Source organism: Nocardiopsis sp. TSRI0078 (assembly GCF_001905145.1).
In the GTDB taxonomy this organism is placed as follows: Bacteria; Actinomycetota; Actinomycetes; order Streptosporangiales; family Streptosporangiaceae; genus Nocardiopsis.
The window spans coordinates 1-14,610 of the sequence record NZ_LWLB01000008.1; the positions used below are offsets into that span (position 1 = coordinate 1).

The window sequence follows — 14,610 nt, forward strand, 5'->3', positions numbered from 1 at the left end:
ACGGGGTCGCCGCCGGGGGCGAGCGCGGCCAGTTCCACGAGCAGGGCCCTGTCGGGGGCCAGGGCGCGGGCCGCCGCCAGGGCCAGGCGGGTCTTGCCGACCCCGCCGGGGCCGGTGAGGGTGACCAGCCGCCGCACGCCCACCAGGGAGCGCAGCGCGTGGAGGTGTTCGTCCCGGCCGAGCAGCTCCCCGCCCGGTGAGGGCAGGGGCGGGAGCCCGCCCTGAGCGCCGGTGTCCCCTTGGGCGGCCGCGTCCGGTACCGGGCCCGGGTCCCCGGCGGCCGTGGTGCCGGCCGGGGGCACGGAGGGCGGCAGGGGGCCCAGGGCCGGGTCCTGGGCCAGGACCGCACGGTGCGCGGCCGCCAGAGCGGGCCCCGGGTCGATGCCCATCTCGTCGGCCAGGCGGAGGCGCACCCGTTCGTAGGCGGCCAGGGCCTCCTGCTGGCGGCCGGCGCCGTAGAGGGCCAGGACGCGGGCGGCGTGCAGGCGTTCGCGATAGGGGTGGCGGGCCGCCGCGTCGGCCAACTCCGCGGCCAGTGCGGCGTGCTCGCCCAGCTCCAGGCGTGCCTCGGCCAGGTCCTCCAGGGCGGTCACCCGCAGCTCCTCCCAGCGTGCCGCGGCGGACAGGGCCGGTTCGGTGTCGGCGAACTCGGCCAGCACGGGGCCGCGCCACAGGTCCAGGGCACGGGTGAGCAGGTCGGCGCGTTCGCGTGGGTCCGTGGCCCGCGCGGCCCGGCGCAGGAGGTCCTCGAACCGCACCGCGTCGACGTCGTCGGCCGCCAGCAGGTAGCCGGGGGCACGGTGGCGTACCAGGGAGCGGGCCCCGGGTTCGGCGCGGTCCAGGTCCGCGCGCAGCTGGGAGACCCGGGCCTGCAGGACGGCGGCGGGACGCGCGGGCGGGTGGTCGCCCCACAGGTCGCCCACGAGGCGGTCGGCGGGTACCAGCCGTCCTCCGGCCAGCAGCAGGGAGACCAGCAGGGCGCGCACCTTGGTGTCGCGGACCCGAACGGACTCGCCCTCGTCGGTCCGCACCGTCAGCGGACCCAGCACCCCGAAACGCATGCGGCAACCGTAGCGATCCCGTGGGACACCCGTGGCGGCGGGAGCCACCGTGGTCCCAGCGGGGCGGCGCAGGGCCGCCCTCCGAACGACGAGGTGGACACGATGGGCGACTACAGCGGTAAGCGGGCCGTGGTGATCGGCGGCACGTACGGCATGGGCATGGGCGTGGTCGAGGCGCTGCTCGCCGGAGGGGCCGAGGTACTGCTGACCGGACGTGGGGAGAAGGGCCTGGAGGAGGCGCGCGGCCGGTTGGGGCCGAGGGCGCACGTGGTGCGCGCCGACGTGGCCGACCCGGCCGCCACCGACGCGCTGGCCGGGGAGGTGCGCTCCGTACTGGGCGGGATCGACCTGCTGCACGTCAACGTGGGCACCGCCGAGTTCGCTCCGTTCGACCAGGTCACGGAGGAGGCCTATGACCGGATGTTCGCGGTCAACACCAAGGGGGCCTTCTTCACGGTGCAGCGGCTGGCGCCGCTGGTGGCCGACGGAGGGGCGGTCGTGTTCACCACGTCGGTCACCAACGTGACCAGTTCGCCGGGGATGGTCGTGTACACGGGCGCGAAGGCGGCGGTACTCGGCTTCAGCCGGGTGCTCGCCTCGGAGCTGCTGCCCCGCGGCATCCGGGTGAACACGGTCGCACCGGGCTTCACCGACACCCCCACGATGGGGGTCCGCGACCTGACCGACGCCGATCGCGCGGAGTTCATGCGGGTGGGGGACGAGGCCACGCCGATGGGCCGTCACGGCACCGTCGCCGAGGTCGCCCGCGCCGTGCTCTTCCTCGGATTCGAGGCCACCTTCACCTCGGGCGCGGAGCTCCCCGTGGACGGCGGCCTGGGCGCGGGGCTCGGACCCGGCCTCTGAGAACCGTGTCCGGGCCGGGTGGCTAGTCTGACTCGGTGGAGCTTCGACAACTGAGACACTTCGCCGCCGTGTGCGAGGAACAGCACTTCACCCGGGCCGCCGAACTCCTCGGCATCACGCAGTCGGGCCTGTCGGCGTCGGTCCGCGCGCTGGAGAGGGACCTGGGCACGCAGCTGCTGCTGCGCACCACCCGGCGGGTGATCCCCACCCCGACCGGGCGGCTGCTGCTCACCGAGGCCCAGCGCATCCTCGCCGCCGCCGACGGGCTCAGGGAGATGGTCGCCGACCACCACGGGGTGCGCGGCACCCTCTCCCTGGGCACCGAGCAGTGCATGGGGGTGGTGGAGGCGGCCCCGCTGCTGCACGGCTACCGCTCCCGGCACCCCGAGGTGGCCGTCAATCTCCAGCAGGCGGGCACCGGACAGCTGTTGGACCAGCTGCGGGCCGGGCGCCTGGACGCCGCCCTGGTGGCGGGGACGCTGCTCGCGGAGGAGGGGGTGGACCTGCGGCACATCACCGAGGAGCCGCTGATGCTGCTGGCCGCCCCCGACCACGCGCTCGACGGCGAGGACCTGCTGCCCCTGCTGGCCCGGGAGGACTACGTGGACCTGCACCCGGGGTGGGGCGCGCGCGACTGCGCGGACAGGGCGTTCGGCGAGTTCGGCATCACCCGCCGTGTGGCGCTGCAGGTCAACGACGTCTACACCCTGCTGGACCTGGTGCATCGCCGGATGGGGGTGGCGGTGGTACCGCGCCCGGTCGTGGACAAGCCGCAGGCGGCGGGGCTGTGGAGCGTGCCGCTGCCGAGCGGCACACGGTGGAGGGTCGGCCTGGCCACGCCCAAGGGCGCGAAGCCCTCCACCGCCACCCGGGCCTTCCTCGACCTGCTGCGCGGGGAGCACCCGATTGATGACTCCGACTCATGAATCCCACAGGCATCACCTGTTGGACATGTGCGAGCCCTGCGGGGCATGGTGACGGAAGCGGCGCGCACCGGCGCCGCCTCCAGCCACATGTGGGGAGCAAGGATGTCCGAGCGGGTACAAGGGGTGATCTCCCGTGCCAAGGGAGCGCCCGTCGAACTGACCACGATCGTGATCCCCGACCCGGGGCCGGGCGAGGCCGTGGTCAGGATCCAGGCGTGCGGGGTGTGCCACACCGACCTGCACTACCGCGAGGGCGGCATCAACGACGAGTTCCCGTTCCTGCTCGGGCACGAGGCCGCCGGTGTGGTGGACTCCGTGGGCGAGGGCGTGAGCACCGTCAAGCCCGGTGACCACGTGGTCCTCAACTGGCGCGCGGTGTGCGGGGACTGCCGCGCCTGCCGCCGGGGACGGCACCAGTACTGCTTCGACACGCACAACGCCGAGCAGAGGATGACGCTGGAGGACGGCACCGAGCTCTCCCCCGCCCTGGGCATCGGCGCGTTCGCCGAGAAGACCCTCGTCGCCGCCGGGCAGTGCACGAAGGTCGACCCGCAGGCCTCCCCCGCCGCGGCCGGCCTGCTCGGCTGCGGGGTCATGGCCGGTATCGGCGCCGCCATCAACACCGGGGGCGTGGGGCTCGGCGACTCGGTCGCCGTCATCGGCTGCGGCGGCGTGGGCAGCGCCGCGGTCGCCGGCGCGCGCCTGGCCGGGGCCGGCCGGATCATCGCCGTGGACCTGGAGGACCGCAAGCTCGCATGGGCGAGCGGCTTCGGCGCCACCCACACCGTCAACGCCTCCTACACCGACCCGGTCGAGACCATCCGCGACCTGACCGGCGGTTTCGGCGCCGACGTGGTCATCGACGCCGTGGGCACGCCCAAGACCTACGAGCAGGCCTTCTACGCCCGCGACCTGGCGGGCACGGTCGTCCTGGTCGGCGTGCCCACTCCGCAGATGCGCCTGGAGCTGCCGCTGCTGGACGTCTTCGGACGCGGCGGCGCGCTGAAGTCCTCCTGGTACGGCGACTGCCTGCCCTCGCGCGACTTCCCCATGCTCGTCGACCTGTACCTGCAGGGCCGTCTGGACCTGGACGGCTTCGTCACGGAGGAGATCGGATTGAACGACGTCGAGGAGGCGTTCGCCCGCATGGAGCGCGGCGACGTCCTGCGATCGGTGGTGATGTTGTGAGCCTCGAACGAGTGGAGCACCTGACCACCTCGGGAACCTTCGCCCTGGACGGCGGCGAGTGGGAGGTCGACAACAACGTCTGGGTCGTGGGCGACCGCGACCAGGCCCTGGTGATCGACGCGGCGCACGACGCGAACGCGATCCTCGGCGTGGTGGGCGACCGCGAACTGGTGGCGGTGGTGTGCACGCACGGGCACAGCGACCACGTCAACGCCGCCCCGGCGCTCGCCGACGCCACCGGCGCGCCCGTCCTGCTGCACCCGGCCGACCGGGTGCTGTGGGACATGACCCACCCCGACAGGGCGCCCGACGCCGAGCTGTCCCAGGGGCAGACCATCAAGATCGCCGGGACCGAGCTGACCGTACTGCACACCCCGGGGCACGCCCCGGGCGCGGTGTGCCTGTACGGCCCCGAACTGGGCGTGCTGTTCAGCGGGGACACCCTGTTCCAGGGCGGCCCCGGTGCGACGGGGCGGTCCTACTCGGACTTCCCGACGATCGTGGAGTCCATCCGCGACCGGCTGCTCAGCCTGCCGGAGGAGACGGTGGTCAACACCGGTCACGGCCCGTCCACCACGATCGGTGCCGAGGCCCCCCACCTGCAGGAGTGGATCGACCGGGGTCACTGAGGCCTGCTCCCCTGACCGGTCCGGACGGCACGGCCGCCGAGGCGCACCACGTGTCCCGGCGGCCGCGCCGTCCGGGGCGCGTCAGCGCAGGAGCAGCTCGCCGACCGCCTCGCCCTCCAGCACCCGTCCGGTGGAACGGAAACCGAGCTTGAGGTAGAAGTCCTCCGGACCGCCCTCGCCCGGCACCCACATCACGGTGACGCGGTCGTTGCCCCGGCGCCGGGCCTCCTCGCACACGGCCTGGACGGCGAACCGGCCGTAGCCGCGGCCCTGCCTTCCCTCGGCGATGTTGAGCCTCCAGATACCGCACCGGAAGTCCGGCTCCCGCTCGTCGGGCTGGAAGTTGGCCATGACGAATCCGACGGCCTCGTCGCCGTCCATGACCAGCCGGGGCCACGCGGTCTCACGGGCGGCGTAGGCCTCGGCCAGGGAGCGCTCCACCGGGGCGACGAACCGGTTCTGGTCCTCGCGGACCTTCACCTCGCAGGCGGTGACGACGTTGTCGGGGGTGATCTCCGCCAGGCGGAGGGAGGAGGGTTCCATGGGGGCACCCTACGTTCGGGCTCCGTCGAGGGCCACGGCTTTTCGCCCGCTCAGGCGGGCCGGGACGCGGTGAGGCCGCTGCCGTGCTCCATGGCGGTGATCAGCGCGGGAACCAGGTGTGCGGAGCGCTCCGCGAGCCGGTCGGGGTCGAGGAAGACGCGCAGCGCCCCCGGCGCGAGGCTGGCCAGCGCGCGCCGGACCAGGGGCTGGTCCGAGCGTTCGCGCAGTCGGGCCACGGTACCCGGCCAGTGCCGCTCCTGGACGGCGCCCAGGGCCACGGCGGTGAGCCAGAGCGCGAACAGCGGACCGGATCCGGTGCCCAGGCGGTCGGCGCACGCCCGGCGCAGCTCCCCCGGCCCCGCGCCCCATTCCCCCAGCACCTCCAGGGTGGGCCGGTGGGCCCCGGGCACGTCGTGGGCGGTGTCGATGACCACGGCCTCGCAGGTGTTCCAGCGCAGGAACGGCAGCAGCGGGGGGACGTCCAGGACCGTCCCGTCGAAGCGGGCGCCCTCCGCGGCGAAGCAGACCGAGCGCCGGATCCCGTGGCCGTCGTTGCCCTTGAGGCTGGGCAGGTCCTCGTGCTCGACCAGGTTGGGCACCGCGGTCAGGGCGGGGACCCCGCGTTCCCGCAGGAACCGCAGGGCGGCGCGGTCGTCGGAGCGGCCTCCCGCGTCCTTCATGAAACGCCCCATGTCGACCGCCAGGTCCCTCGGCAGGAGCAGGGCGGGCGTGGGCATGTAGGGGTTGATGACGGGGACCGCGCCGGATCCGGCGAGAACCGCCCACCGCGCCAGGTAGGCGGTGCGAGAACCCCATTCCACGAAAAGGGAGACCGCGGCTCCGGGGTGCCTTTCCACGATTCCGCGCACGGATTCGGGAAAGTCCGCGCACACGCGCACGTCGTCCTGGAGGACCAGGTGGTGGGTGGAGTCGAAACGGGCCGCGTCGGAGAAGGCGGCCTGGGAGGCTCGCAGGGAGCTGGGAGGCCCCTCGGGCTCGGGATCCGGGGCCAGGGCGGCGTCCGCGATCCCCAGGGAGTCCAGGACCCGGCGTGCGTGGCGGCTCCTGCGGGGATGGGTCATGACCGAGGCGGACAGCACGGCGGAGGAAAGGGGTTTCGGCATATCCACAGAATAACCGAGAAAACCCCGGAAACAAGCCGACCGGAGAAGAATATTTATCCCCCGAAATCCCCTACCCCGCCAGGATAACACGCGGGTGTTCGGCAATTCAATTTCCTTTTCCGGGGAGGGGAGGCGGCCCCGGTCCGTGCCCCGGAGGGGCGGTTTCCTGGGGGATGCCCCGGCGGGGCCTGTCCGGGGTGGATCCGGGTCGGGTCCCGGGGAGAATGCCGGTATGCGTGTCGCGATCCTGGGCCCCCTGCGAGTGGTCGCCGACGGCCGGGCCGCGGACGTCGGCGGGGCCCGTCTGCGCGCCCTGCTGGCCCGGCTCGCGCTGGAGGCGGGGCACCGGGTCGGCCACCGCGCCCTGGCCGACGCCATGCCGGACATGCCGATGATCGCCCAGGTGGCCGTGGGCACGGCGGACCTGCTGCTCCGCAGGGAAGAACCGGAGCGGGCGGCGCGGGTCCTGGGAACCGCGCACGCACTGCGCGGCGGCCCCAACCCGCGCCATCCGGACGTCGACCGGCTGCTCCGCGACCTGCGCGCCCACCGCGCCGCCTACGACCGCGCCAGCCGCCTGGCAGCGGAGGAGGCCCTGGCCACGATCCGCGCGGAGCACGACGACCTGACCGCCCGCTAGCGCTTTCCGTCGGGCTCCCTACGCCGGGGCCCTCTCCTCCCTCCTCCCCTCCTTCCTCAGGAACTCGTCGCGGCAGTCGGCGCAGCAGAACGCGTGCAGCGTCCCCTCCCGCTCCAGGGTGACGGTGCCGTCCTCCAGCGGAGAGATCACCCCGCACAGCGGGTCCCGTACGGCGCGGCCCTCGGCGAGGTCCTCCCGGTAGGGGTCGCTCATCAGCTCCACGATCGCTGCGGAGTCGACCGCCCCGCCGAACACGCCCATGCTGCCCTCGGTGACCCCCATGACCTGCACCTGGACCACCGGTTCCCGGTAGGGCCGCTCGGAGTCGGACTCGACGTCGGCGACGACCCTGGTGGCGTAGGTGACCAGGGCCTCGCTCATGGCCTTGCGCCACGGGCCCGGTACGTGGAAGCGCACCATGCACCGGGGCGCGGCGTCGGCGCCGAGGGCGTGCTGGTCGACCACCCACACCCGCGGCTCGTGCACCACCACCTGGAACAGGGAGCCCAGGACCTGCTCCCAGCCCTCGTAGATCTCCTCGCCCTCGGTCAGCTCGGCCACGGTCCCCAGGCGCTCGGCCAGGCGGCGGAGCCGCTCCGGGTCGAGGGTGCACCTGGGGACGAACAACTCGATGAACATCATCGGAAAACACCTCCGCCACGGACGGTGCCGCACCGTCCTGTCAGGAGGCTGCCGAGGCGCTGTCGGGTGCGGGCGGGCCCGCTCGTATTGAGCACAGCGGGGATGCCAGTGGAAACGCAGCCGACTGGTTCTGGCACTGATCTTGTGGTGCGGTGACAGTCCGTCACTCAGATGGGGTAGAGGACTCGGATGCGCAGGAGGTCGAAGTTCGCGCGGCCGAACATCTGCCTCTTGAGCATCTTGATCTTGTTCACGGTGCCCTCCACTGCTCCGGAACTGTGGGGCAGGCTCAGGCCCGCGCGGACCGCCGCGTGGTCGTGGCTGAGACTGCGAGCGAAGGAACCCAGCGCGGGAAGGCGTTCCGTGGACGCGGCGGTGATCCACCCATCCAGCCGGTGCCCTTCGCGGTGAACCATCATCTGCGCGAAATTGCGGACGTGCCTGGCCAGAGCATCGAGTTCGGGGCACTGGTCGAGGACTGCCTTGAGCCGCACTGCGTCATCGGGATCCAGGCCCTGCGGATGGGACATGATCCATCCGGTGACATGGCGCGGCTTCGGCGGCGGAGCAGGGGCAGGAGTGACTGTCTCCTGGCCGCGAAAGGCTTCCATGTAGCGCTGAACACTTCTCACACATCCGGTCCAGCCTTGCGCCTTGATCTCCTCATGGAGCTGGGCGGCGTTGTGGCAGCCTTCGTTCCATCGGCGAGCCAGGTAGGGCTTGTAGTCGTCCAGCTTGGTGGGGCGGTGGAGGGCCCCGATCAGCAGTTCATCGGGGGTCGCGGCGTGGGCGAACCGGCGCACGGTGCGGAAGACCAGCCCGAGTTGGCGGGAGATGGCGTTGAGAGAGGCGCCCTCGGCCAGGAGGGCGTGTACGGCCGCGTGGCGCTCGATGGTTCTGGTGACCAGACGTCGTTCACGGCCGTTCGCGTCACGTGCCTCTGGGCGCGGGGTATCCGGCGGCTCTGCAGCCTCGGTCTCAGCGGAGGGCAGCGGAGCTTCGTCCAAGCAGGCCCGGTGGGCGCGGACCGTCTTGTCGACCACCTCGGTGAGGTTGTGCCACAAGTGGAAGCGATCAGCGACCTGGAGGGCGTCGGGGGCTCCGATGCGGGCCCCATCGGCATAGGACCCGGAACGGTCCCGGCAAATCACCTGCGTCCCGGGATGGTCCTCCAGCCACGCCGCGAACGTCGCAGAGGTCCGCCCTGGCAGCAGGTCGACGGGCCGATGGGTGTTCATGTCCACAAGGACCGTCCCGTAGACATTCCCGCGTTTGAGGGCGAAGTCGTCCACGCCGAGGACCGAGGGTGCTGCGGCCAGCTCAGAGCCGGGTAGTGCCCGCAGCGAACGCAGCAGCGTCATCCGGTTGACCGGCATCCCCAGCAGCCGCGCCAGCCGTGCGCCCGCGCGCCCGGCGAGCGCTCGTGCAATCGCGGTCATGGCTTCCTTGCGCGGCAGGCTGAAACGGCCATGCGGACAGGTCAGGCCCGGTACCTGCTCCGCAAACGTCATCGCCGGACAAGCGAATTCGGGGCAGAGGAATCGGCGGATACGCAGCCGGATGACGACCTCGGCTCCACCGACCGCAGTGTCGCGGACCGTGCGTTCGTAGCGGCCGTGCACGCGAGCGGACCCCGTGCCACACCTTGGGCAGACCCCGACAGTGGCGCGCGCCCGAGCGGTGATCCGGAGCGTCGCTGACGCGTGCTCTACATCCTCCACCACAAGACCGGCCAAATGCGGGAGTAGTTCCTTGATCCCCTGAAGTTCACACGCGGCTCAGGATCACAGACTTCCGTGACTCTTCATGAGAAAACGACAAGATCGGGACTCGGACCCCGCATCGCTTTCCTGCAGGCGCGTCTTCAGCACGTGCTTCACTGCTCTACCGCGGTCACCGCGTATCCGGGCACGGAGGGCCACCGGACCGTCAGCACCACCGACTCTTCTTCCGCGGCCCAGGAGTGGTCGGTTCCGCGTCCCCACACGATGTAGTCGCCCTGCTGTTCCAGGACGATGTCGCGGTCGGGGAGTTCAACGCGGAAGCGACCGCTGATGAGTACCAGGAGAGCCGTCCGCTGTTCACCCCTGACCCACTGCGCCCTGGTGTCTCCACGCGGATGGACGCCCCACTTGATCTCCACGGCCTCGCTGTAGCGAGGATCGTCGGCGTCTTTGAAGTGTCCGAGAAGCCATCCTCGGTCCAGCACCGCGTCCTTGCCTGCATTACCTACGTACACACCGTCGTTCACACGGTCGGACGCTAGCAGCCACTCCGGTCACCGGGGAGGCCGACCTCTACGCATCCGAGTCCTCTGCTCCATCTGAGTGACGGACTGTCACCGCACCACAAGATCAGTGCCAGAACCCATTTCTGCTGCGCTCAACAGCTCGGGGAAGTGACGAGGTGGACAGGAGGGGCCGACCGCCCGCCCCCGGCGCTTCCCCTCCTGAGACGTCCGGAGAACCCCCGGTCTCACTCGGCACGGATCACGAGCGGTTCCTCGAAGGACCACACGTCCTCCACGTGGATCTCGGTGATCTCGGTGCCCTCAGGGGCGTCGAACACGGCCGTACCCGACACCTGGTTGCCCGGGTTGACCTGCTCATGCAGCAGGGACTCCTCCTGGAACAGCATCGTGCTGGACGAATAGGTGTTCCCGTCCGCGTCGACCAGGCTGACCGCGGAGCCGTCGAAGGAGGTGGCCTCGTTTCCGGTGTTCTTCACCGTCATACTCACGATCGTGAACTCGCCCTGGGCCCGCTCCCGGACGAAGTCGTCGCCGTAGACGTCGGCCGTCTCGATTCCGTTGACCGTGACCTGCCACTGTCCGACCGTGCCGGGCTCTCCGATGCCCACGGACTCCGCCGAGGCGTCACCGCCCTCCTCCGCCCCGCCACCGGGCTGTCCCTCGGGCGCGGTCCCGTCAGGGTCGCCGGAGAGGACCACCACCGCACAGGCGACGGCGAGGACGAGGAACAGCAGCGCGGCGACACCGCAACCGAGCAGGATCCAGGGCCAGGAGTTGCGGCTCCGCGGCGGCTGCCGCCCGTAGGGGGGCTGCTGCGGATACCGCGGACCGTTCGGCGGTTGTCCGTACATGGCGCACCACTCCCCCAACGGAGGCTCCGGAAAGGAACACGGAACTCCTCCCTTGCCTCCAGGATCACGCACGCGACAACACCGGGAGGGCACATTCCGGCAAACAACCTCCGAAGGGCATCACCGGGAACGTAAAACTCCACGGAAAACCCATATTCGAAAAGGGCGGCCCGAACGCGGAACGGGACGGGGCGGGCGGATACGGAGCGGGCCAGGGCTCCCGGGGCGCTGGGCGACTCCGGCGCGGCGTGGCACGATTGTCAGGTGACCGACAGACCCGCCACAGCGCCGCATCCGCGCGACCTCGCGCTGCTGCGCCGTGTCCGCGACCGGATCGACCGGGAGTACGCGCGGCCGCTGGACGTGGAGGCGCTCGCCCGCGGTGTGAACATGTCGGCCGGGCACCTCAGCCGCCGGTTCCGGCAGGCCTACGGGGAGTCGCCGTACTCCTACCTGATGACGCGGCGCATCGAGCGCGCGATGGCGCTGCTGCGCCGGGGCGACCTGAGCGTGACCGAGGTCTGCTTCACGGTCGGCTGCTCGTCGCTGGGCACCTTCAGCACCCGTTTCGCCGAACTGGTCGGCGTGCCGCCCAGCGTCTACCGGCGCCGGGCGGAGCGCTCGACGGCGGGGATGCCCTCGTGCGTGGCCAAGCAGGTGACCAGACCGGTCAGGAATCGAGAAGCGCCGATCACCGGGCCGTGACTAGCGTGATCGCCATGGACATCACCATTCACCAGAGCTTCCTTCCGCACAACGACCCGGACGCCTCCCTGGCCTTCTACCGCGACACCCTCGGTTTCGAGGTCCGCGGCGACGTCGGCTACGACGGGATGCGCTGGATCACGGTCGGCCCCGTCGGCCAGCCCGGCACGTCCATCGTCCTGGAGCCTCCGGCCCCGCCCGGCTGCGGCATCACCGAGGACGAGCACCGCACCATCACCGAGATGATGGCCAAGGGCACCTACTCCGGCGTCAACCTGGCCACCACCGACCTCGACGGCACCTTCGAGAAGGTGCAGGCCGGCGACGCCGAGGTCGTCCAGGAGCCGACCGAGCAGCCGTACGGCGTCCGCGACTGCGCCTTCCGCGACCCCGCGGGCAACCTGATCCGCATCCAGGAACTGCGCTGATCCGTCCGGTGACCGCGCCGCGACCCGCCCGGGCCACACCCGTGGAGGCGGCCGCGCACGACACCGGTGGCAACACCCCGAGACACCTCACGACCGATGGGCGCCGCCCCGCTCCCGCGCGGCACCGCTGGTTCCGCGTCCCCCGCACCGTACCCGGACACGGTGCGGGGTGGACGGGCGACGGACGCCCCGTCCGGCGCCCGTCGGACCGGGCCGGGCGACGCCGAGGGAGACCGCGAAGGCGGCCCCGCGTAACAGATGGAGACACGATGAGCATGGCCACGAGGACGGACACGCGGTCGCCCGCGACGCACGTCGCCGACAGCCACGACCTGATCCGCGTGCAGGGCGCGCGTGTGAACAACCTCGACGACGTCAGCATCGAGATCCCCAAACGCCGGCTGACGGTGTTCACCGGCGTCTCCGGTTCGGGCAAGAGCTCGCTGGTGTTCAGCACGATCGCCGCGGAGTCGCAGCGGATGATCAACGAGACCTACAGCGCCTTCGTCCAGGGCTTCATGCCGAACCTGGCGCGTCCCGACGTCGACGTCCTCTCGGGGCTGACGACCGCGATCATCGTCGACCAGGAGCGGATGGGCGGTGACCCCCGCTCCACGGTCGGCACCGCCACCGACGCCAACGCGATGCTGCGCATCCTCTTCAGCCGGCTCGGACAGCCGCACATCGGCTCCCCCCAGGCGTTCTCGTTCAACGTCGCCTCGGTGCGGGCGAGCGGCGCGATCACGGTCGAACGCGGCGCGGGCAGGACCAAGGCCGTGAAGCAGACCTTCACCCGCACCGGCGGCATGTGCACGCGCTGCGAGGGCCGGGGCACGGTCTCCGACATCGACCTCACCCAGCTCTACGACGACACCAAGTCGATCGCCGAGGGCGCGTTCACCATCCCCGGCTGGAAGTCGGACAGCTTCTGGACGGTGCGGGTCTACGCCGAGTCGGGTTTCGTCGATCCGAACAAGCCGATCCGCGAGTACACCGAGAAGGAGCTCCACGACTTCCTCCACAAGGAGCCGGTCAAGGTGAAGGTCGAGGGCGTCAACCTCACCTACGAGGGGCTGATCCCCAAGGTGCGGAAGTCGTTCCTCTCCAAGGACCCCGACGCGATGCAGCCGCACATCCGGGCTTTCGTGGACCGGGCGGTCACCTTCACCACCTGCCCCGAGTGCGACGGCGCCCGGCTCAACGAGGCGGCCCGGTCGTCGAGGATCGACGGCGTCAACATCGCCGACGCCTGCGCCATGCAGATCAGCGATCTGGCCGAGTGGGTCCGCGGCCTCAATGAGCCGGGGGGTACCCCCCGCGCGCACGGTGGCGTCGGCCACGCGCGGGAGGCAGTGGCGCCGCTGCTCACGACGCTGGGAGAGACCCTCGACTCGTTCGTGGAGATCGGCCTGGGCTACCTCTCGCTCGACCGCCCGTCGGGCACGCTGTCGGGCGGCGAGGCGCAGCGCGTCAAGATGATCCGCCACCTCGGCTCCTCGCTCACCGACGTCACCTACGTCTTCGACGAGCCCACCGCGGGCCTGCACCCCCATGACATCCAGCGGATGAACAACCTGCTGCTGCGGCTGCGGAACAAGGGGAACACGGTGCTCGTCGTCGAGCACAAGCCGGAGACGATCGCGATCGCCGACCACGTCGTCGACCTCGGCCCGGGAGCGGGCACGGCGGGCGGCACCGTCTGTTACGAGGGCACCGTCGAGGGACTGCGGACCAGCGGCACCCTCACCGGGCGCCACCTCGACGACCGGGCAAGGCTCAAGCCGGGGGTGCGCACCCCCGCCGGAAAGCTGGAGATCCGCGGCGCCGCGTCCCACAACCTGCGCGACGTCGACGTCGACGTCCCGCTCGGGGTGCTCTGCGTGGTCACCGGCGTGGCGGGCTCCGGCAAGAGTTCGCTGATCCACGGATCGATCCCCTCCGACGCGGGCGTGGTGTCGGTCGACCAGGGCGCGATCCGCGGCTCGCGACGGAGCAACCCGGCGACCTACACCGGGCTGCTCGACCCGGTCCGCAAGGCGTTCGCGAAGGCCAACGGCGTGAAGCCGGCGCTGTTCAGCGCCAACTCCGAGGGCGCCTGCCCGGCCTGCAACGGCGCCGGGGTGACCTACACCGACCTGGCGATGATGGCCGGTGTGGCCCTGCCGTGCGAGGAGTGCGACGGCAAGAGGTTCCAGGCCGAGGTGCTGGAGTACCGCCTCGGCGGTCCAGGCGACGGCAGGGACATCAGCGAGGTTCTCGCGATGTCCGTCACCGAGGCGCACGCGTTCTTCGGCGGCGACGGGGCGAAGGTGCCCGCGGCCGCCAGGATCCTGCAGCGGCTGGAGGACGTCGGGCTCGGCTACCTCAAGATCGGCCAGCCGCTGACCACCCTGTCCGGCGGCGAGAGGCAAAGGCTCAAGCTGGCCACGCACATGGCCGGGAAGGGCGGCGTCTACGTCCTCGACGAGCCGACCACCGGCCTCCACCTCGCCGACGTCGAGCAGCTGCTCGGTCTGCTCGACCGGCTCGTCGACTCCGGCAAGTCGGTCATCGTCATCGAGCACCACCAGGCGGTCATGGCGCACGCCGACTGGATCATCGACCTCGGCCCCGGCGCCGGCCACGACGGCGGCCGGATCGTCTTCGAGGGCACACCCGCCGACCTCGTCGCCGACCGCTCCACCCTCACCGGCGAGCACCTCGCGGCCTACGTCGGTACCTGACCGGGGCCCGCGGGCAGGGGCCGCGCAGGTTCGTC

General features: G+C 71.5%; 15 protein-coding genes. 8 read left to right on the forward strand and 7 right to left on the reverse strand.

Annotation, left to right across the window (positions count from 1 at the left end; genetic code table 11):
- On the reverse strand, positions 1-1,061 hold a 1,061-nt coding region (locus A6A08_RS08490), incomplete at its 3' end, for a BTAD domain-containing putative transcriptional regulator (protein ID WP_143181718.1).
- A 102-nt stretch (positions 1,062-1,163) separates the two neighbouring features.
- On the opposite strand from A6A08_RS08490, the gene A6A08_RS08495 reads away from it, so the two are divergent.
- The 4 genes from A6A08_RS08495 to A6A08_RS08510 all read left to right on the forward strand — a co-directional run bounded on the left by A6A08_RS08495 (position 1,164) and on the right by A6A08_RS08510 (position 4,668).
- Positions 1,164-1,925 carry an SDR family oxidoreductase gene (locus A6A08_RS08495; RefSeq protein WP_073702001.1) on the forward strand — a complete coding sequence of 254 codons (762 nt, stop codon included), beginning with the start codon at positions 1,164-1,166 and terminating at the stop codon, positions 1,923-1,925.
- Between the two features lie 35 nt (positions 1,926-1,960).
- The gene (locus tag A6A08_RS08500; protein ID WP_073702002.1) at positions 1,961-2,851 is read left to right on the forward strand and encodes a LysR family transcriptional regulator; all 891 of its coding nucleotides are present in this window, start codon (positions 1,961-1,963) and stop codon (positions 2,849-2,851) included.
- Between the two features lie 102 nt (positions 2,852-2,953).
- Positions 2,954-4,039 carry an S-(hydroxymethyl)mycothiol dehydrogenase gene (locus A6A08_RS08505; protein WP_073702130.1) on the forward strand — a complete coding sequence of 362 codons (1,086 nt, stop codon included), beginning with the start codon at positions 2,954-2,956 and terminating at the stop codon, positions 4,037-4,039.
- Positions 4,036-4,668, forward strand: a complete 633-nt coding sequence (locus tag A6A08_RS08510; protein WP_073702003.1) for an MBL fold metallo-hydrolase — start codon at positions 4,036-4,038, stop codon at positions 4,666-4,668. Before A6A08_RS08505 ends, A6A08_RS08510 begins: the two co-directional genes overlap by 4 nt.
- An 81-nt stretch (positions 4,669-4,749) precedes the next feature.
- Here the strand turns inward: A6A08_RS08510 and A6A08_RS08515 are convergent, their stop codons facing one another.
- Positions 4,750-5,211, reverse strand: a complete 462-nt coding sequence (locus A6A08_RS08515) for a GNAT family N-acetyltransferase (RefSeq protein ID WP_073702004.1) — start codon at positions 5,209-5,211, stop codon at positions 4,750-4,752.
- Between the two features lie 50 nt (positions 5,212-5,261).
- Positions 5,262-6,335, reverse strand: a complete 1,074-nt coding sequence (locus tag A6A08_RS08520; RefSeq protein WP_073702005.1) for a hypothetical protein — start codon at positions 6,333-6,335, stop codon at positions 5,262-5,264.
- A 232-nt stretch (positions 6,336-6,567) separates the two neighbouring features.
- Between A6A08_RS08520 and A6A08_RS08525 the strand changes: the two genes are divergently transcribed.
- Positions 6,568-6,975 (forward strand): hypothetical protein, encoded by a 408-nt coding sequence (locus A6A08_RS08525; RefSeq protein ID WP_073702006.1) that lies wholly within the window; start codon positions 6,568-6,570, stop codon positions 6,973-6,975.
- Between the two features lie 18 nt (positions 6,976-6,993).
- Here A6A08_RS08525 and A6A08_RS08530 read toward each other — a convergent pair whose 3' ends face one another.
- The 4 genes from A6A08_RS08530 to A6A08_RS08545 all read right to left on the reverse strand — a co-directional run bounded on the left by A6A08_RS08530 (position 6,994) and on the right by A6A08_RS08545 (position 10,719).
- Positions 6,994-7,617 carry a YHS domain protein gene (locus tag A6A08_RS08530; RefSeq protein WP_073702007.1) on the reverse strand — a complete coding sequence of 208 codons (624 nt, stop codon included), beginning with the start codon at positions 7,615-7,617 and terminating at the stop codon, positions 6,994-6,996.
- Positions 7,618-7,784: 167 nt separating this feature from the next.
- Entirely contained in the window at positions 7,785-9,341 is a 1,557-nt protein-coding gene (locus A6A08_RS08535; protein WP_338013121.1) for an ISL3 family transposase, read from the reverse strand.
- A gap of 152 nt (positions 9,342-9,493) precedes the next feature.
- On the reverse strand, positions 9,494-9,868 hold the full coding sequence (locus A6A08_RS08540) for a signal peptidase I (RefSeq protein ID WP_073702009.1): 375 nt from the start codon (positions 9,866-9,868) through the stop codon (positions 9,494-9,496).
- 224 nt (positions 9,869-10,092) lie between these two features.
- Entirely contained in the window at positions 10,093-10,719 is a 627-nt protein-coding gene (locus A6A08_RS08545) for a DUF4352 domain-containing protein (RefSeq protein ID WP_083609000.1), read from the reverse strand.
- 264 nt (positions 10,720-10,983) lie between these two features.
- Here A6A08_RS08545 and A6A08_RS08550 point away from each other — a divergent pair, with 264 nt between their 5' ends.
- The 3 genes from A6A08_RS08550 to A6A08_RS08560 all read left to right on the forward strand — a co-directional run bounded on the left by A6A08_RS08550 (position 10,984) and on the right by A6A08_RS08560 (position 14,575).
- Complete coding sequence (locus A6A08_RS08550; RefSeq protein ID WP_073702010.1) at positions 10,984-11,424, forward strand: helix-turn-helix transcriptional regulator; 441 nt, start codon at positions 10,984-10,986, stop codon at positions 11,422-11,424.
- Between the two features lie 14 nt (positions 11,425-11,438).
- Complete coding sequence (locus tag A6A08_RS08555) at positions 11,439-11,852, forward strand: VOC family protein (RefSeq protein WP_073702132.1); 414 nt, start codon at positions 11,439-11,441, stop codon at positions 11,850-11,852.
- A 269-nt stretch (positions 11,853-12,121) separates the two neighbouring features.
- Positions 12,122-14,575: an excinuclease ABC subunit UvrA gene (locus A6A08_RS08560; RefSeq protein ID WP_073702011.1), complete on the forward strand. Its 2,454-nt coding sequence runs from the start codon at positions 12,122-12,124 to the stop codon at positions 14,573-14,575.
- The last annotated feature ends 35 nt before the right edge of the window (positions 14,576-14,610 follow it).